This window comes from Acinetobacter sp. YH12069 (assembly GCF_013419675.1).
Lineage (GTDB): Bacteria > Pseudomonadota > Gammaproteobacteria > Pseudomonadales > Moraxellaceae > Acinetobacter > Acinetobacter amyesii.
This window is the reverse complement of sequence record NZ_VOZS01000034.1, coordinates 1-18210: the sequence shown is the minus strand read 5'-3', so window position 1 is coordinate 18210 and position 18210 is coordinate 1. Positions and strand designations below refer to the sequence as shown.

Sequence of the window (18210 nt, the reverse complement as noted above, 5' to 3'; positions counted from 1 at the left end):
AGGAATTGCCACAAGATACGATAAGCTAAAACGTAACTATCAAAGCGCTGTTGCTTTAGCTTGTATATTTATATGGTTGCCTCTTTAGCTCAATTTATCGGCTGTAAATGTCAACACACCCTAATCTAAATTGTCGACATCGGCATAAAAAAAGTAACTATTCTTCAGCAATTCTACAGCTTGATCAAAATCTTCATTTTCATCCAACATATAAAATATGCCATCAAGCTTTGTATAGTCCGGATGATTTTTTGCTAACTGAATTTGGATCGTACATCGGTCTGCTTGGCTGCGTGTTGCATAATGAGCAGTAAGTAAATCAAAGTTGATGTCAATGCATAGCGGCTGTTTTAAGGCAATGGCACCACAATAAGCATGTATTTCAGGTAATAAACGTAAGACTAAATCAGCCTCTTTGCTTTCCGCCACGATGAGCTCTGGGTCTGCGGTCTTACACAAAGCGAGTACTTCAGTTAACAGGGTTGAGTCATCTAGTGTATGGTCTAACACGATGACTTTTTGCGGTTGGGTTAAATCAAAGTCATTTATTAAAATCATAAAACCTCCTGAAAATAGAATGGTTATGCTTTATTTATCTGCGCTATAAAATGAAATGGTGCTACGTTTCGAATCTAAAATTTTCTAAAAATGGTTTTGGATAATGTGTTCAGTCTATGAACGTTCTAAAGTTAATCATGGCGTAGAAAAGCGCCATTTTCTGATTCGAAGCTCAGTTAAATACTGAAATTGTAAAATAGGGTGCTACGCTTCATGCTCATTGCGATACCCAATATACATGCTTTGATTAGTAAAAGAATCGGCATCGCGACATAAGCTGTCGTGATTGATGTCGATTGAATTATGAAAGTGAAATGATTAAATGTATTCGGACATACAGAGATAGCATCATATTCAAATGATTGATCACGAACTGTCTTAATGTCGTGTTTTGATGCTTTAGTTAAGTAAAGTTTTGGCTTGGTTAAATTTATACGTCGATGCTAGCGAGTTGAGGGCAGTTCCGTTAAAATGCTTCAAATTTCGGCAGTTCGTTAGAAGAAAATAAAAATATGAAATCCTTAATTACCTTAGGTAGTAAAACGTCACACGGTGGTGTGGTTTCAGAATGTGAACCTTCATTTGTGATTAATGGTATTGCGGTGCATTTAAACGGCATGAAACATTATTGCCCGAAATGTAATTCGACTGTGGCTGCGATCGCGGCAGATCAAAGTACAACGGTAAAGGGGCGAGGTGTTGTGGTTGCTGGAGATAAAACCACTTGTGGCGCAACATTTTTACCGAATCAATCAATGGTCGGTTCACAAAAATAATCTGCAAACTGACTTTGGGGTCATATAGATAAACTCATTGAGTCCTGTTTAAATCGTATAGATCTCTTTATGATGTGGCATCATCAGTTGATTGGATGAGTTTTAGATGAAAAGCGCGATCCATTTTACCCATGCCAATGGTATTCCTGCTGCAAGTTATCGAAAGTTTTTATCCTACTTTGCACCGCAATTTGATGTGAAGGCGATTCCGCTTATTGGTATGGATGAGCGCTATCCGATCACCAAAGATTGGCGATATTTGGTCGATCAAGTCATAGCAGATATCGAACACCAATTTCCAAAACAAAAAGTGATTGGGCTTGGGCATTCTTTTGGCTCTTTAGTCACCCTTATGGCGGCTTATAAACGTCCAGATTTGTTTTCACAACTGATTATTATGGATCCACCTTTCGTAATCGGTCCTAAGTCTGCCATTTTTGAAGGTATGCAAAAATTAAAGCTCAAAGCTGTCGATAAACTTACCCCGGCGGCAATTACATTGAAGCGTAATGACCATTGGCCAAATTTGGATGAAGCCTATACGGCACTACGGAATAATCGTTTATTTAAAAGTTTTGATCCACAATGTTTTGAGGATTATTTTGCACAAGGTGTTCGCGCTGATGAAAAACGCGGTGGCGTGACCCTCAGCATTCCAAAAGCCGTGGAAGCGCAAATCTTCCGTACAGTGCCTGCATGGTGGTGGCGTACTCCACGAAAAGCCCCTCAAATGCCTGTACACCTTATCACCGCAGATAACAGCCATTTTTATAAACAAGGTTTGCCTGACGGAATGAAGAAAACCTATGGTATAGATTATAGTGTAGTTGAAGGTGGGCACATGTTTCCACTTGAGCAGCCGAAACAGACAGCGCTACACGTCATGCAGTACTTACAGCATTAGAAAAATAAATTTTGCTCATAAAAGAGGAGACCTGAACGTCTCCTTTTTTTGACCGTTAATTTTTAGCGAATCTGTGCTTCATCTAAATGGCGAGCGCCTTCCAGGATCATACGAATCATAATCATGGTTTGTTCGGCAACTTCTTTGCGTTGTTCTGTCGGTAGATCAATGACTTTTGCACCCATGTTAAACACCAATTGGGTAATACCACGTGCCACGATGTCAGGATGAGCCAACTTGCTTTGATTTAAACGTTCTAGGACGATTAAATCTTCTCTTAATTCTTGTTGGAAATAGTTAAGTTGACGCTCAACTGCATTTTTATAGGAATGCGAACCAGTATAGCCTTCACGAAGTAAAAGGCTTAAGTTGCCTTCATCGGCATCTAGCTGCTGAATAAATACTTCAACTGAACTACGAATAATACTGCTTTGGCGTGATGCCTGAAGGCGTGCTTCATGCAAAATTTGACGTAACACACCACCAGCTCGATCAATCAACTCAATGGCTAATTCATCAATATCTTTGAAGTGACGATAAAAACTATTTGGAGCAATGCCAGCTTCACGTGCAACTTCACGCAAACTCAGTGATGAAATACTTTTTTGTGGACCAATTAAATTAAGCGCTGCCTGAAACAGTTCTTCCTTGGTAATCGTTGCTTTACGGCCTACAGTGCGAACTGCAAGTGGAGTTTCAGCTTCAGAATGTAATTCTTCCTGGTACATGTTAACCATATTCGTCTGTGCAGACTGAGTCATATTTTTTAATAGATTAAAAACATTAACATATTATAGCGTCTGCTAATAGCTTTTGTGAAAATGTCGATTAAATGCACAAGCGTATATACAAATATATATACATGTGTATAATAATTAAAAACCTCCCATGAGTTGTATTTGATTATGCATGTACTCGAAAAAGCGAAAAAGCCTTTAAACGCACTCAAAGACAGTGTTGTAGACGTCAATGCAGTGAATTTCTGGTTGCAGAAATTTAATCCGTTATGGTCTGGTAATCAGGCACTCGGCAAAATTGTACAAAAAGAAAATGCAGCAAATGAGATGGTCAGCCTAACCATACAGGTGAACCGTTTATTTAAAATGGGTAAAGCTGGTCAGCATCATCCTGTTTTTGCTCGCGTAAATGGTATCCGTTACGAACGTACTTATAGTTTGACTCAGTTAGATGATCAACACGTATTGCTTAGTGTAAAAAAAGTGAATACGGGTATTGTGAGTACTTGGCTCGTAGAACAAGCGCAAGTGGGTGATATCTTAGAATTTGGTCAGCCTTTTGGTGATATGACCTTGGTGTCAAATTCTACACCGTTGCTACTATTGGCTGCGGGTAGTGGTATTACGCCTATGTTGAGTTTATTGAAAGCGATGAGCAAAACCAAGCAAATTGCGGAGCAACCAATTCAGTTAATGTACTGGGTTAAGTATCACGATGATGCCGCATTCAAATTACGCTTCGAAGCTTTGGCAAATCAATATCCAAACTTTAAATTTCAAATTTTCTTTACCCAAGAAGATGTTGCCGATCCACGATTAAATGCCGCTCACGCTGCTCAAATTGACGACATTGAGCACAGTACTGTGTTTGCATGTGGTCCATCGGGTTTCGTCACTCAGGCCGAAGCGTTATTTGATCATGCACAGTGCTTTATGAGTGAAGCATTTAGCATGAGCCCAATCGCAACGGATGATATTGGCTTTGTGAATGTCACGCTTACACAATCCAATAAAACCGTCAGTATCCCAAAAGGCCAATCAATTCTAGCCAGTCTTGAGCAGCAAAATATCAAACCAAATCACGGTTGCCGTATGGGCATTTGTAATAAATGTGCCTGCAACAAAGTAGAAGGTTCGACTAAAAATATGGTCAATGGTAGCCAAAATACAGAGCCGGGTAATTTACTCAAAATTTGTGTGAACTCAGCACAGTCAGATCTTGTTATTGATTTATAAGGTAGAAAAAATATGAACATGCCTGTAAAAATTGAATATTTTAAAAATCCCAAAAACCGTGAGTTAAGCCAATCGCAATTAGACGAACTTGCGCGTGAGCTTGATGCCATTAAGCAAGAAGTTTTAGATGACTTAGGTGAAAAAGACGCGAAATACATTCGCCGAGTGTATTCGACAGTTCGTTATTCATCTATGGCAGGTCGTGCTTTATTGTTTGCAGGTTGGTTCCCACCAGCGTGGATTTTGGGCACAGGTCTTTTAGGTTTTGCCAAAATCATGGAAAACATGGAATTAGGTCATAATGTCATGCACGGTCAATATGACTGGATGAATGACCCTAAATTCAATGGTCAGACCTATGAATGGGATATCGTGGGGACAGCAGATAACTGGCGCCAAACACATAATTTTAAACATCATACCTATACCAATATTAAAGGCATGGATGATGATATTGGTTATGGTCTAGTCCGTTTGTTCCCAGAACAGCGTTGGAAACCGGGCTATTTATTACAACCGATTTATAGCATTCCATTTTGCTTATTGTTCCAATGGGGTGTTGCCATTCAAAACCTAGAATTGGGTAAATACTTCAAAGGTCGAAAAACCAAACAGCAAACCAAAGAAGAATGGAAACCAATGCAAGCCAAAATCGGCAAGCAATTATTTAAAGACTATGTGTTCTTCCCGCTTATTGCAGGGCCTGCAGCATTACCTGTGCTCACAGGGAACCTCGTTGCGAATGGTCTTCGTAATATTTGGACATTTAGTATTATTTTCTGTGGTCACTTCACCAAAGATGTTGAAGTTTTCCCGAAAAAAGTACTTGAAAATGAAAGCCGTGGACATTGGTACATGCGTCAAATCCGTGGTTCTTCAAACCTTACTGGTTCAGAAGCATTTCACATTTTGACAGGGCATTTAAGCCATCAGATCGAACACCATTTATACCCTGATGTTCCTGCGCGTCGTTATCGTAAAATGGCGCCAAAAGTACAGGCCGTATGTGAAAAATATGGTTTGAACTATAACAACGCAAGCTTGGTGAAACAGTACGGCAGTGTACTAAAACGTATTGTGAAATATGCGTTTCCATTTAAAAAGTAATAAAAGCTAGGCTTGAGTTGCTGAATCAAAAAAAAGCCATGCATTTACATGGCTTTTTTCATATTAACTTTGGGGGAAATATCTATTTTACTTTTTGATATGTAATTTGAGGATCTTAATCAAATTCATATAATTTCCTTTTTTAGCCATACGAATGACCAATTCAATTTCTTCTTTCGTCCACATCTGGCGAGTGGCTGAGAAGGCAAATTGAGCAAGGAGAACAAATGGATTTTCGCCAAATTTAATATGGAGGCCTTTGACATATTTCGGTGGATTGAATTGATTCATATTCTTTTCCCGCTTTTAATATTTGACCGCATTATTTCTAATTAATGAGAAAAATAGCACACTATAAAGTCAAAATAAAAGCAGAATTTTCAAAATTTAATCATATATTAGAGCGACTTAAATTTAAGTTTGTGATTGTTAACTTTGATTAATAAACCAAACTAAATCACTCGACTTTAGTCGAGTTCAGGTAGGCACTTATCCTGTCCATTCATGAAATGGTGGGTGGCCAATTCAAACATAGCGAGGTCTTCATCGCTATTTCCATAGGCATATACCTGCTCATAGTCTTGAAGGTTAAATTGCTCCAAAACTCGAATTTTCTTTTGCTCACCACTACAGTCTAAGGTTTGATACAAACCAGTCAGTATTTGGTCATTGGCTGCTGTTTCAGTACAGATCAGTTTGACCCCGAGCTTTTTGGCCACAGGTTTAAGATATAAATCAACGGAGGCCGAAACTAAAACGACTTCATGACCTCGTTTTTGGTGTTGCTGTAATTGTTCATACAGTGAAGGATTGAGTTCTGCCATCAAATGTTCAGCATATTGCGCTGCTTGATTTAAAACCTGCTCATGGTTGGCTTGGCTAAACATTGCGGCATATAGGCGAGGACGCATTGCATGTGCAGGATATAGCTTGAGATAATAGCCTTGAATCCAAGGGAGAATTTTAATCCCTTGGCGCACGATATGCCGTTTAGGCAGAGAATAGAAGATGAACCCTGTAAAACTGTCTTTGTTACACAGGGTACCGTCAAAATCAAATAAGGCTAGAGTTTTAGATTTTTGATGCGGCGCATGCATGTTTGATAACGTCCATCGACTCGTGTGGCAAACCAATTGGTATTGTAATCACGGCTTAATTTCGGCCCAGAAATTACGACTTCAGGCATCATGGCATAAAATGGTTCTTTTCCGGTCTTTTCTTGGTACAACTTTTTGACCGCTTTATACGTCAAAGTATCTTCAAAGTCCTGATCTTTTTCTTTTTTAAGATCTGAACGAATTTGACGTGGCGTCGCGATCACATTGTTTTCTGCAAAAACGGCAATCAGCGCGGTTTCAGACTGACTTTTTACTGAACGTGGAGAACCATCTTTATTATAAAGTAAGAGGTCACCATCTAAGCCGAGCTCAGCAGGGGTTAAGTCATTCAACATGCTCTGGAATGCTGCATTACGACTTGAATAACGACCCGAGTTATAATCTGCAAAACGATAAATCGGTTTGTCATATTCAGCCGGGTACATCATTAAACGGTGAATGCCATAATACAAACCGCCATATTGGCTATACATGTCAGTACGTAGAGCAGCAATATTTCCACCTTGGCGTTTGTGGTCTTTGGCATAGCCTATATGAACTTGCATGGAACCCAAAGTGGTAATGGGGTTGAGCTTTTCACCAATATCTTGTCCAACCAGTTTCGCTGCGCCCGTCAAAGCACTCACGTGATAATGTTTAGACATATAGTCAAAAATTTCACGATATAACTCGTCTAGTTCACGTTCAGTTTGTACACGGCGCATTTGGCTCAAATAGTTATCTTCAGGACTCGGCTGATTTTTTAACACATCTTGGAAATAGCCAGCGACTGTACCACCGATGCCATCACCCAATTTATCTTTAAACTTTTCTTCAAGACGATCTTGAACTTCTTTAACGGCTTTTTCACCGAGCCCCGGCACATGCGGATCAGCAACAAAATTGGACTCTTGATCGACCACAGCAACAATCGTACAAACATTTTCTTTCGTGGTTGGAATACCGAGCTGATCACTAATGTCGTAGATATCATTGGCCCATGACAGACGTTCATTCACGCGAGGTGGAATGGCTTTTTTGATCTGTTCCGCTTCCATAGTGGGTTCATCTTTGCTCCACCATGAACCATTACCACAGGCAGCCAAGCCAATGGATAAAGCCAGTACAGAAAGGGATTTAAAGCATAATGTGGTCGAAAAAGTTTTGTTCATATTTTCCAATAAACTCAGCCATATGGGGGCGACAAAGCAGGTGCAGTATACTATGCAAAATACATAAGTAATGAATAAATATGTATATGTCTCATAGGGGGCTGTCAATCTATTTATGGAGATCTACGCGTGTAAAAACAAGCAGTTCTGTCAGGATGATTGGAAAAAGAATGCTTTTTGAGCTAAATAGATGAATATTCCAATATCATTTTCAACAGATTATAAAAAATGCAGGTATATACTAGCTGAAATCCATAAATTTTTTAAGGGGATTATTATGCCAGCTAAATTTTTCAGTCGTTTCTTGGGTTTGATTGCGTTAGTTATGGTATTGGGGGCAATCATTATTAACTTTGTTGTGGCTAAACCGATGGTGGAATATTGGATCTTACTCTTACTACCTTGTTTTGCCGTTCCAATTTTAACCTCAGTGATGATCACGAAGGATGAAAATCTTTAACATCATCGTTCAGTAAATCTATATTTCAATCCAATAGATGATGAATACTCAGTCTGTGCAAAAAGCTCACATCGGGTGGGCTTTTTGTTGATGTGTCTAAAGTATTTTATACTGTGCAAATGAGAAATTTAAAACGCCAGCACAAATTAAAGGTATCAAACGTGATTTGGTCAACTGAACAAGATGCCGTGTTGATCGAACATGCAGATTTAGCTACGTCTGAATTAATCCAGCACTTGGGATTTAGTGAAGAAGACATTTTACATAGAAAAAAAGTATTGGGTTTAAACCGGCGGGCACGTCAAATTCAACGTTTATATTTTAAATAATTGAAGTCAAATTCATTGAAAGCTGCGAAAGACTTAAAAATGCCTGTGAATTTAAAAACCCACTATCTGTGGGCTTTTAAATTTTTGCTCAATTATTTTGCAACAGCTTCAGAAGCAGGTGCCGCTTCAGTTGCGTCTTGAGCAACTTCAGTTGTTTGAGCTTCAGATGCAGCAGCTTCAACTTTTTGTTCTTCAGCAGCAAATGTAGTTGCAGCCGCCGTCGAGATAAGTGCAGCAAAAAGTGCTTTATTTAAAGTTTTCATGATTCAATCTTCAGTCTATTTTTGGAAAAACAACTTAATGTATTAATCATGAGAAAAGTGTAATTAAAATGGGTGTTATGTGGCTAGATTGTGAACTTTGACGAAAATTTATCACAATAAATCAATGGCTTGAAATCCATCACAAAATAAAATGTGCCATTCAATTGCCATTTATTATTTGAAAGCTTTAAAAAGAAAAACCCGAATAAATCGGGAAGTATATTTTACGTTGTTATTACAGCGAAACTTACCCACTTTTCGCTTAATTACAATTTATCGCTGAAATATGACGCCATGATGAAAAGGAGATTATTCAGCAGGGCATTCAATTTTGAGTTTTACTTTGTAATAGTCCTGTGCAATCTTCAAATCATTTAACATTTTATCTTGAGTATAATCTTGGGCTGCGAGTTTGAGCATGGCAGGCATATAGTTGGTTTTATATTCATGAGGGTAGTCATGACATAAGACTTGGGTTTTTTCCTTGATCGATATTCTTGGGGCATCTAAAACATCAAGGTATTGACTGATTTGCGCATCTGACTGCTCAAATTGTTGAGTCGCTTGTTCCGTTGTTAAATCAGCGTTTTGGCTTTCAGCTGCAGCCGCCTCGTCATTGGGTTGTTGGCAGGCAGTCAATATGGTAGCGAAAAATATAAAAGAGAGAATTTTCAATTTTTTCATAAAGTTCAACTCACTGATGTGAATTTATAGATTTAAGTTTTCAATGATTTTAGCAGTATCCCTCTATAGTAACACCTGTACAGGCAGATACGCAGAAAGTCTGATGTTGAATCGATAGTGCGTTAGCTAGATGGCTAAAGAGTAAGTTTTAACGACTCTTAAGTAAAAGCGTAGAAATTTTTGTTTGGAATTACTAAATTATCGCATTGCAAATTTGCCGTCCAATTCCGAAGCTTCAAATTCCTCAATTTAAGCGTTGAACGATGTTGATGTTCATTGTCATCATTCAATTGCATAATCATTGCCATGAAACGTTTTTACGCTCAACAGATTTTGCGAACATACATTTGAATTTAGCATTGTTAAAAGTGGCTTCGAAGATTTCGAATGTGGTTCGGGCATCATTTGCTAAATATAGCTAGAGGTTAAAACATTGAGTCAACATCCTGTCATTAGAATTATTCGATCATCCCATCGAGAGAAAACTGTGGGTGGCACCTATGGCAGGTGGGTTAGATTACGTTACTATTTACAATAACATCCAATTTAACGAGCATCAAAAGTGCATTATCTAACCAAAATTATTAACGGAATAACAATTTGCTTCCTAGCATCAGTGAACTGCTATGCTAAAGATGAACCATCAAATGCTCATAATGTAATTGAATTTAAATGGTACGAAGCCAAAAATAATTACAACAGAATAATCAGAGAGTCTAGAGAAGCCAAAAGGAATGATAGTGATTGTGAGAAAAAAATGGATAGCTGTGATAAAGATATGAAAAGCTATCTTTATTACCCGAAAGCATTAGCTGACGCAAAAGCTCGCTTAGATGCAGCTGAAAGTAAACTATATGAGAAAATGTCTTTAGAATTTAATGCAGATAATGTTGGTGTTCTGAAAGATTAATACTTTTATAAGAAGTGGCGTAATCAGAAAAGTCTTATCACGTTAAAGAATAGATATTCTTTTCAGAAATATCTAAACTAGCAATATGCTGTAGTGCTCCTGTTTTTGTCCTAGCAAAACTGTCCGCCTCATCCAAATACTGAAATATGAATTCTCTGAGTGTTTTTTGCTTAAGTTGCACCTCAGGGTTCAACATTTTTTCAGGGTGCAATTCAATTTCTGCCTCTGCGCGTTTAATCCACTCATCAGCCAAAGACTTTTAGCTAAATGTTTTGGATTGCTTGAATTCTGGGTAGCCTTGAAGTTGTACGCGGACTTGAGCTCTATACCGAGTTGTACCGTCTTTTGTTTGTCGCTTAGTGACTGTACCTATGAATTTGCAACATTGAAATTTCGTGATGCAAATAGGTGCAACTAAAGAGCATTAAAAGTCAATACGGAGCGACTAAACGAAGTTAAACGAGGTTAAAGATTTTGAGTAAAAACAATGTCATTCAAGAATTGTTCGATCGTCCCATCGAGAGAAAACTGTGGGTGGCACCTATGGCAGGGGTTACAGATCGCCCATTTCGTACACTTTGCAAATACTTTGGTGCAGGTCATGCGGTCAGTGAAATGATGACGGCAGATAAGACACTACGCATGAGTAAAAAGAGTCTTTATCGTGCCAATTTTGATGGTGAAATAGCGCCTATTTCTGCCCAAATTGCAGGGTCAGATCCAGCTGAACTGGCTGAAGCCGCTCGCTATCAAGTGGCAAATGGTGCGCAAATTGTCGACATTAATATGGGATGTCCGGCGAAGAAAGTCTGTAATAAGTTGGCAGGTTCTGCACTACTTAAAGATGAAGACTTAGTGGCTCGCATTTTAGATGCTGTGGTTGATGCAGTTGATGTACCCGTGACTTTAAAAACCCGCTTGGGCTATCTAAATGGTCATGAAAACATTATGCGCGTTGCGAAACGTGCCGAAGAAGCTGGCATTGCTGCATTGGCGCTTCATGGTCGTACACGTGAAGATATGTATCTGAATACGGCGCGTTATAGCTTAATTAAAGATGTGAAATCGTTGATCAATATTCCTGTGATTGCCAATGGTGATATTGATACACCTGAAAAAGCCAAATATGTATTGGATTATACTGGTGCCGATGCAGTCATGATTGGTCGCGCAGCTCAAGGTCGCCCATGGATATTCCGTGAAATTGGACATTACCTGACGACAGGTGAACATATGGCTGCGCCAAGTATTATGGAAGTTCGTGACGTATTGCTTGGACATTTATCTGAGTTATATGGTTTTTATGGTGAATATTCAGGTTGTCGAATTTCACGTAAACATATTGCTTGGTATACCAAAGGTTTACGCTCTAGTAATGAGTTCCGCCAAAATATGTATAAAGTTGAATCTACAGCAGATCAATATAAAGTCGTCGAGAACTATTTTAATCACTTACTCGATCATGGTCAGATCATGAGTGATGTTCAAGTTGATCAGGTCAATTTGCTTGAAACCAAGTAACTTAAAGTCAAACGAAATAGATCTGTGCAATGTGATACAAAGTAAGTCGATTTAAGCTAGTTAGATTTATTTGAAATAGATTTAACTAACTTTATTCAAATGATCTAAAACAAATATTTAAATTGTGCATCGATGACAGCCTAAATTGCACATAAAAAGCCCTCAATGTTGAGGGCTTTTTATTAGGCATTCATGTTTGAATGACCCGTTGAGCGAGGTCTTAGTTAAAGCGCATTTCTAAAACCAATTGATTGATCAAGTCGGGTGCTTCCAATTCACGTATTTGAGAGACATTAGTTCCTGCCCAAAATGCACCATATTCATGTACGCCATGCTTGCTGGCTGCTGCATGTAATTGTTTGCCTAAATCATAGCTATATGGGTAAGCCGGAACGGTTGGGCGAGTCGGCGTATCAATATCTGTGTGCCAGTTATTGATAATGCCACGTGCAGGCCGGCCTGAAATACTTGATGTAATCTGCGTGATGGGCGCATCAAATAGTGCTTTGCGATAAGCCTCATTTGCATTTGATGTTTTGCATTGCACAAAAGCAGTGCCCAGTTGAACAGCATCTGCACCCAACTCCATAATTTGATAGGCCTGATGTCCATTCATAATGCCACCAGCTGCAACAACGGGGCATTGAATATGGCGTTTCAAGAGCTGAACTAAGTCACGAGTTTTAACGCTGCTATCGAAGTTTTCATTGAAAATGCCACGGTGACCACCAGCTTCAATACCTTGAGCAATCACGATATCAATACCCGCAGCTTCAATCAGTTTAGCTTCTGCTAAATTGGTTGCAGAAACTAGAGTCAAAATACCCGCTTGTTTTAAGGCCTGAATTTGATGTGGGTGCGGAATGCCAAAATGAAAACTCACCGCTTTGGGGCGCGTTTCCAGTAAGAGGTTTAGAAAATGGTCATTATCTTTAAAGCTTGGATAAATACAGTTCAGTGCTTCTGGAGCTTCTGCATTATATTGAGCAAAGCGTGATTTAAATTGCATGATCCATTTGGCAGCAACTTGTTCATCGAGTTCTACTGTGTCATGACAAAAAAAATTGACCTGAAAAGGTTGTTCAGTGAGTTCTTGAGTTTGTAATATTTGTTGACGTGCATTCTCAACACTGCTTGCACCTAAACCCAGTGAACCAAGTCCACCTTGATTTGATACTTCTGCAGCAAGTTCAGGTGTAGAAACACCTGCCATTGGGGCAAGAAATATAGGGTGTTTGATGCCAAGTTTTTCTAATAAAGTCATGTGCATACTCCAATCACTCTAAATACTTTGCCCAAGCGAGTGAAATTAAGCAAATAATATTCGTTATTTCTTATCAAAATGGTCTTATTCTTAAACGAAAGTTGTACTTGAAATTAAGCGACACCTCGTGTCGTAGTAATGATGTATGACCCGACTTTTGAGGTGGATCCTTTTAAAATAATGCTGTGTTCACTTTAAATTTTATAATTCTCCCATGTCTGAACGTATCCGTGAAAAACTGCAAATTTTAGCCGATGCTGCCAAATATGATGTCTCATGTTCTTCGAGTGGTAGTAAGCGCCAAAATAAAGACAAAGGTCTGGGTAATACTGGAAACGGTATTTGCCATAGCTATACTGAAGATGGTCGCTGCGTTTCGTTATTAAAAATTCTATTTTCCAATGTCTGTATTTTTGACTGCGCATATTGTGTGTCCCGTCGAAGTAACGACGTAAAGCGCGCAGCATTTACGGTACAGGAAGTGGTCGATTTGACTATGAATTTTTATCGTCGGAACTATATTGAGGGGCTATTTTTAAGTTCGGGGATTTTTAAATCGGCGGATTACACCATGGAACGTATGTTGCAGGTGGTAAAAAAACTGCGTTTAGAAGAAAATTTTAATGGTTATATTCATCTGAAGACCATTCCGGGGGCATCTCAGGAAATCATTACCGAAGCAGGTTTATATGTCGACCGTATGAGCATTAATTTGGAAATGCCGACAGAAGATGGTTTAAAAAAATTTGCACCTGAAAAAAGTCATGTTGAAGTCCAAAAAGACTTAGGTATCGTGCGAGATCGTTTGATTCAATTCAAAGATGAACGAAAAATAATACGCACAGTTCCTAAATTTGTACCCGCAGGACAAACGACGCAAATGGTGGTGGGCGCACATCAAGAGTCTGACCGTGATGTCATACTGATGGCAGACCGTCATTACAAAGAGTTTAAGCTCAAGCGTGTGTATTACTCGGGTTATATTCCAATTAATGAAGAGGAGCGTGCGCTGCCAGCTGTGGGGTCTGCGCCACCTTTATTACGAGAAAATCGGCTGTATCAAAGTGATTGGTTGATGCGTTTTTATGGGTTTGAAGCGACGGAATTGGTCGATGAAGAGCATCCAAATTTAGAATTGGATATTGACCCTAAATTAGCGTGGGCACTGCGTCATCCCGAGCAATTTCCCGTGGATATCAATCGTGCTGAATATCAAATGATCTTACGTGTGCCGGGTATTGGTGTACGTTCTGCTCAAAAAATTGTTCAAGCACGACGTTTTGGGAAAATCCATATCGACCAATTAAAACGTATGGGTATTTCCTACAACAGAGCACAACATTTTATACGCTGTGAAGATTCTCCAAAATTTATTCGAGATCAACAGCCACATCAAATACGTCAGCAGATCTTGCAAAGTGGCCAGTCGAAATATACGCAGCAAATTTCTCCACAATTGAACTTAGGTTTTTAGGATACAGTCGTGAGTATTTATGTCTTTGATGGCACGATGACAGGATTGTTAAGTTGTGTTTTTCGGGCCTTTCAATTTAAGCAATTTGACATTCAGATTTGTACAGATGGGCAAGTGCAGGCAGGTCTTTTCGCCGAAGTCATTGATGTGGCTAGTCACGATGAACAAGCACAGCGGGTATGGCAAGGATTAAAGCTTAAAGCATCTGAAAGTGCTTTGAAGCAGTTTTATTATGCGTTTTTATCCGAGCAGCAGCAGGCTTTTCAACATTGTTTTAATTTTGCGATTTATGCGTTCCAGCAACAGCGTGATGTGTCTAAAAACTATGGTCATGCTGATGTATTAGGGATGAGTCAGTGGGCGAAGCAAGTGGGGCGTGAAAAGCACCGAATGGAAGCTTTTGTGCGTTTTAAAAAATGTCAGGATGGCTTGTTTATCAGTTTAGTCTCACCTGACTTTAATGTATTGCCTTTGATCGAACGGCATTTCAAATCACGCTATCAAGATCAACGTTGGTTGATTTACGATGAAAAACGCAGCTACGGCATTTACTATGATCTACAGCAGGTGCATCAAGCGGATATGGATGCCACAACCATAGATGGGCAAATACAGTCAGGCCATAGTCAATCTTTCAATATCGAACTGGATGATGAGGAAGTTTTATATGATCAGCTTTGGAAAGATTATTTTAGAAGTGTCAATATTGAAGCCCGACGTAATATGAAATTACATGTGCAGTATGTGCCACGTCGTTATTGGCGTTATCTGAATGAAAAAGCGATTTAGGTGCGAATCATCTAGTTGTTTTCGGGCATAATGATCGAGCTTTTGATTGTTTAAGTGAGACTTTGATGAAATTATTTCTTGTTACAACCGTTCTGACGGCAATGACGCTCACGGCGTGTTCTGCAAATGAACAAGAAAAGAAAACATTCAATCCGCAAAGTTATCAAGTTGCCGATACAGCGGGATTACAACAACGCTTTGAACAATTAAATCAGACTCTAGCAGCTGATTTTAGCCAACTAAAAAAAGTAGAAAGTATGGCTTTTTCAGATCAATCCGCTTTAGATGTTCAGAACTTAAAAACTTTAAATCAGCATTTTGTTGCCAATACCGCTTTAAAAAGCTCCAAAATTGCCTATTGCGAAGTAATGAATCATTATTTTTCTGAAATGTATCATCTCGGACATGTGAACTTAGCCTTGGTGAAAGACGTTAAACTGCCAAATGCCGCAAACGAAGATTTGAGTCAGGTATTTGCGAATACAGACCAATTTTATGATTTTATTATCAACCGCTATACCACATACAAGCATGCACAAGAAACCATGCAATATGGTTGTAATCTAAAAGCTGCACTAGCAGATTAAAAAAAGCCCCTCATTTGAGGGGCTTTTTATTTACAGAAATTAGCAGCCTGTTAATTTTTCAGGTTGTGGACGTTCGCCAGGGAAGAAGATTGGGCGTAATTTGACGCCGATACCGTTCCCAATGAAGGCAAATACTAACCATAACCAGCCATGCAAACTACCTGAAGCAATACCGCTGAAATACGCTCCAATGTTACAGCCGTATGCTAAACGTGCGCCATAACCTAACATCAAACCACCGATAACCGCCGCTAGCAGTGAGCGTTTTGGGATATTAAAGTTCGGTGCAAATTTGCCTGCTAGGCTCGCTGCGAGTAATGCACCGAGCATGATGCCGAAATTCATCATCGACGTGATATCAAACCATAATGATTCGGTCAGTGCTTTGGCATTCGCAGGTTGCTGCCAATATGCCCAAGATGCAACATCGATCCCCATGATACTTGCTGATTTTGCTGCCCAAACGGCTAAGGCAGAGGTCACGCCCCAAGGACGGCCTGCAAGTGCGAGTGTGGCAAAGTTTAGTAAAGTCAGGATAATTCCGCCCCAAACCAATGGCCATGGACCACGTAGAAAGCGTTTCCAGCCGTGTTGGTTAGCTTGCGGCTCAACTTCAAGCTGACCATGGCGTTTCTTTTCAAAGTAAACTGTTGCTGCTGCAATGATTGCAAAAACTACAAAGTTTAATGCCAGTGCAGGAACTACACCAAAGCTTTTGACTAAAGAAATCGGCTCAAAGTGGGGAAGGTCAAACCACCATTGAATATGTGAAGTTGCAATCAGTGAACCTGTACAGAAAAAGATCAACGTTACAATCATACGTGCGCTACCAGCGCCCACAGTGTACAGTGTACCTGATGCACAGCCTCCGCCGACTTGCATACCAATACCAAAAATAAAGGCACCGATCATCACGGACATTGAAACAGGATTAACGTTACCTTTGACTGGGTTGCCAAATAATTCACCCGCACCTAAAGCAGGGAAGAAGAGCAGTACAGCCAAAGCCAACATGATCATTTGTGCACGCAAGCCACGACCACGACGCTCTTTAATAAAGACACGCCAACTTGAGGTAAAACCAAAAGATGCGTGATAAAGAGTCATACCCAAAGCACCGCCAATTAAAAATAGCAATGCTTGGTTAACGCCTACAACCAGATAAGCACCAAGGGTGCCTAAAATTAATAAAACAAAAGCCACCCAAATCGATACATTGGATCGATTGGCTGGCGTAGCAATAACAGACATGGAGAAAAAAGCTTAAAAAATGTATCTCTATTTTACGGTTTTTATATATTGTAAAAATGAATATTGTTGAAAAATCACACAATCATTGCTGTGTATAATTGATTTAATATATTTAAAAAACTGATGAAGTGGGCATTAAACTGGATTTACATTAAATAAAGAACCAATCCAACTAGAAAAAAGCATGGCTGCAATGCCCCAAAGCGCAACACGTAGACTGCCTTTCAACATAGAAGTGCCAGCTGCATAACTGGCCAAGGCACCGAGGAGTGCTAGGGAAATTACGCCAACGGCCATAACAGTTTTTTCAATATGCATGTCAGCACTGATCAAGATCGCAACCATCGGAAATAGCGCACCAATTGAAAATGCTAAAGCCGATGAGAGTGCTGCTTGAACGGGTTTTGCTGCGGTATTGTCATGGATTCCAATTTCATCTCGTGCATGGGCCTCTAGTGCATCATGGGCAGTTAATTGGACTGCAACTTCATGTGCTAGGTTCGGCTCTAACCCACGATTTACATAAATTTGAGTCAGCTCTTTAAGCTCCATATCTGGGTTACGTTGTAATTCTTTATGCTCCATGTGAAGATCTGCTTTTTCGACGTCTTCTTGAGATTTCACAGAGATATATTCGCCCGCCGCCATAGAGGTTGCACCAGAGATGAGTCCTGCAATGCATGTAATGAGTAAGGTATGGCTAGAAGCACCACTTGCAGCCATGCCCATAATTAAACTAGTGACGGAGATAATGCCATCATTTGCACCGAGTACAGATGCACGTAGCCAACCTGTACGTTCCATATAATGTTTTTCGGTATGATGTGAATAAGACATTCTTTTCTCTAAATTTGTTATTTATATGACCTCATAAGATTGACCTGACATCAGTTAAATTTCAAGTTAAAAATAGATTGAAACAGTAAGTTGAATAAAATACAGATATAAAAAAAGCACCCGAAGGCACTGCTGTCCCACAAAAATCACAAGAGGAACCTCAATTGAGGTTCCTCTTGTTTTATCACCCTCTTGTCTGGTGAGAATAGCGATTTCAAATACTTCCTTTCGAATAAGTTCACTTGGATAATTCT

At 39.5% G+C, this 18210-nt stretch carries 22 protein-coding genes and 2 pseudogenes; 12 read left to right on the top strand and 12 right to left on the bottom strand.

Annotated elements, in window-relative coordinates; translation table 11 throughout:
• A pseudogene (locus tag FTU16_RS15625) lies at nucleotides 1–88 on the top strand (IS5/IS1182 family transposase); the annotation flags it as partial.
• 32 nt (nucleotides 89–120) lie between these two features.
• On the opposite strand, the gene FTU16_RS15620 reads toward FTU16_RS15625, so the two are convergent.
• A complete protein-coding gene (locus tag FTU16_RS15620) occupies nucleotides 121–558 on the bottom strand; it encodes a hypothetical protein (RefSeq protein WP_180163634.1) in 438 nt (145 codons plus the stop codon).
• Nucleotides 559–1070: 512 nt separating this feature from the next.
• Here FTU16_RS15620 and FTU16_RS15615 point away from each other — a divergent pair.
• The gene (locus FTU16_RS15615) at nucleotides 1071–1334 is read left to right on the top strand and encodes a PAAR domain-containing protein (protein WP_078193592.1); all 264 of its coding nucleotides are present in this window, start codon (nucleotides 1071–1073) and stop codon (nucleotides 1332–1334) included.
• Nucleotides 1335–1440: 106 nt separating this feature from the next.
• Nucleotides 1441–2238 (top strand): alpha/beta fold hydrolase, encoded by a 798-nt coding sequence (locus FTU16_RS15610; protein ID WP_180163633.1) that lies wholly within the window; start codon nucleotides 1441–1443, stop codon nucleotides 2236–2238.
• A gap of 62 nt (nucleotides 2239–2300) precedes the next feature.
• Here FTU16_RS15610 and fabR read toward each other — a convergent pair whose 3' ends face one another.
• Nucleotides 2301–2975, bottom strand: a complete 675-nt coding sequence (gene fabR, locus FTU16_RS15605; protein ID WP_372491111.1) for an HTH-type transcriptional repressor FabR — start codon at nucleotides 2973–2975, stop codon at nucleotides 2301–2303.
• 168 nt (nucleotides 2976–3143) lie between these two features.
• Between fabR and FTU16_RS15600 the strand changes: the two genes are divergently transcribed.
• Together FTU16_RS15600 and FTU16_RS15595 are read left to right on the top strand one after the other, a co-directional pair.
• Nucleotides 3144–4211, top strand: a complete 1068-nt coding sequence (locus tag FTU16_RS15600) for a ferredoxin reductase (RefSeq protein WP_180163632.1) — start codon at nucleotides 3144–3146, stop codon at nucleotides 4209–4211.
• A 12-nt stretch (nucleotides 4212–4223) separates the two neighbouring features.
• On the top strand, nucleotides 4224–5318 hold the full coding sequence (locus FTU16_RS15595) for an acyl-CoA desaturase (RefSeq protein WP_180163631.1): 1095 nt from the start codon (nucleotides 4224–4226) through the stop codon (nucleotides 5316–5318).
• A gap of 87 nt (nucleotides 5319–5405) precedes the next feature.
• Here FTU16_RS15595 and FTU16_RS15590 read toward each other — a convergent pair whose 3' ends face one another.
• From FTU16_RS15590 to FTU16_RS15580, 3 genes are all read right to left on the bottom strand, one after another.
• Nucleotides 5406–5609 carry a hypothetical protein gene (locus FTU16_RS15590; RefSeq protein ID WP_078188800.1) on the bottom strand — a complete coding sequence of 68 codons (204 nt, stop codon included), beginning with the start codon at nucleotides 5607–5609 and terminating at the stop codon, nucleotides 5406–5408.
• A 176-nt stretch (nucleotides 5610–5785) separates the two neighbouring features.
• Nucleotides 5786–6415, bottom strand: coding sequence for an HAD-IB family hydrolase (locus FTU16_RS15585; protein WP_180163630.1), 630 nt, complete (start codon nucleotides 6413–6415; stop codon nucleotides 5786–5788).
• Nucleotides 6382–7587 (bottom strand): DUF1615 family protein, encoded by a 1206-nt coding sequence (locus FTU16_RS15580; RefSeq protein ID WP_180007933.1) that lies wholly within the window; start codon nucleotides 7585–7587, stop codon nucleotides 6382–6384. The genes FTU16_RS15585 and FTU16_RS15580 overlap by 34 nt, the downstream gene beginning before the upstream one ends.
• A 277-nt stretch (nucleotides 7588–7864) precedes the next feature.
• Here FTU16_RS15580 and FTU16_RS15575 point away from each other — a divergent pair, with 277 nt between their 5' ends.
• Together FTU16_RS15575 and FTU16_RS15570 are read left to right on the top strand one after the other, a co-directional pair.
• Nucleotides 7865–8047: a hypothetical protein gene (locus tag FTU16_RS15575; protein ID WP_168377709.1), complete on the top strand. Its 183-nt coding sequence runs from the start codon at nucleotides 7865–7867 to the stop codon at nucleotides 8045–8047.
• A 161-nt stretch (nucleotides 8048–8208) separates the two neighbouring features.
• The gene (locus FTU16_RS15570) at nucleotides 8209–8376 is read left to right on the top strand and encodes an acyl-CoA thioesterase (protein ID WP_373683907.1); all 168 of its coding nucleotides are present in this window, start codon (nucleotides 8209–8211) and stop codon (nucleotides 8374–8376) included.
• Nucleotides 8377–8468: 92 nt separating this feature from the next.
• On the opposite strand, the gene FTU16_RS15565 is transcribed toward FTU16_RS15570, so the two are convergent.
• A complete protein-coding gene (locus FTU16_RS15565; protein ID WP_180054363.1) occupies nucleotides 8469–8639 on the bottom strand; it encodes a hypothetical protein in 171 nt (56 codons plus the stop codon).
• A gap of 309 nt (nucleotides 8640–8948) precedes the next feature.
• A complete protein-coding gene (locus FTU16_RS15560; protein WP_180163629.1) occupies nucleotides 8949–9278 on the bottom strand; it encodes a hypothetical protein in 330 nt (109 codons plus the stop codon).
• Nucleotides 9279–9885: 607 nt separating this feature from the next.
• Here FTU16_RS15560 and FTU16_RS15555 point away from each other — a divergent pair.
• Nucleotides 9886–10233: a hypothetical protein gene (locus FTU16_RS15555; RefSeq protein WP_180163628.1), complete on the top strand. Its 348-nt coding sequence runs from the start codon at nucleotides 9886–9888 to the stop codon at nucleotides 10231–10233.
• Between the two features lie 40 nt (nucleotides 10234–10273).
• On the opposite strand, the pseudogene FTU16_RS16650 reads toward FTU16_RS15555, so the two are convergent.
• A pseudogene (locus tag FTU16_RS16650) lies at nucleotides 10274–10606 on the bottom strand (site-specific integrase); the annotation flags it as partial.
• A gap of 128 nt (nucleotides 10607–10734) precedes the next feature.
• Here FTU16_RS16650 and dusB point away from each other — a divergent pair.
• Entirely contained in the window at nucleotides 10735–11754 is a 1020-nt protein-coding gene (gene dusB, locus FTU16_RS15545) for a tRNA dihydrouridine synthase DusB (RefSeq protein WP_257222171.1), read from the top strand.
• 220 nt (nucleotides 11755–11974) lie between these two features.
• On the opposite strand, the gene FTU16_RS15540 is transcribed toward dusB, so the two are convergent.
• On the bottom strand, nucleotides 11975–13018 hold the full coding sequence (locus tag FTU16_RS15540) for a nitronate monooxygenase family protein (RefSeq protein ID WP_111883795.1): 1044 nt from the start codon (nucleotides 13016–13018) through the stop codon (nucleotides 11975–11977).
• 214 nt (nucleotides 13019–13232) lie between these two features.
• On the opposite strand from FTU16_RS15540, the gene FTU16_RS15535 reads away from it, so the two are divergent.
• The 3 genes from FTU16_RS15535 (at nucleotide 13233) to FTU16_RS15525 (ending at nucleotide 15868) form a co-directional block, all read left to right on the top strand.
• Entirely contained in the window at nucleotides 13233–14492 is a 1260-nt protein-coding gene (locus FTU16_RS15535; RefSeq protein WP_180040075.1) for a putative DNA modification/repair radical SAM protein, read from the top strand.
• Nucleotides 14493–14501: 9 nt separating this feature from the next.
• Nucleotides 14502–15281, top strand: coding sequence for a TIGR03915 family putative DNA repair protein (locus FTU16_RS15530; protein WP_180022262.1), 780 nt, complete (start codon nucleotides 14502–14504; stop codon nucleotides 15279–15281).
• A 65-nt stretch (nucleotides 15282–15346) separates the two neighbouring features.
• Nucleotides 15347–15868, top strand: coding sequence for a hypothetical protein (locus tag FTU16_RS15525; RefSeq protein ID WP_180022261.1), 522 nt, complete (start codon nucleotides 15347–15349; stop codon nucleotides 15866–15868).
• A gap of 39 nt (nucleotides 15869–15907) precedes the next feature.
• Here the strand turns inward: FTU16_RS15525 and FTU16_RS15520 are convergent, their stop codons facing one another.
• The 3 genes from FTU16_RS15520 to FTU16_RS16425 all read right to left on the bottom strand — a co-directional run.
• Nucleotides 15908–17119, bottom strand: coding sequence for a YeeE/YedE family protein (locus tag FTU16_RS15520; RefSeq protein ID WP_180059063.1), 1212 nt, complete (start codon nucleotides 17117–17119; stop codon nucleotides 15908–15910).
• A gap of 135 nt (nucleotides 17120–17254) precedes the next feature.
• The gene (locus FTU16_RS15515; protein WP_180088210.1) at nucleotides 17255–17956 is read right to left on the bottom strand and encodes a VIT family protein; all 702 of its coding nucleotides are present in this window, start codon (nucleotides 17954–17956) and stop codon (nucleotides 17255–17257) included.
• A gap of 66 nt (nucleotides 17957–18022) precedes the next feature.
• The coding region (locus tag FTU16_RS16425) for a hypothetical protein (RefSeq protein WP_218955663.1) at nucleotides 18023–18210 on the bottom strand (188 nt) is incomplete at its 5' end.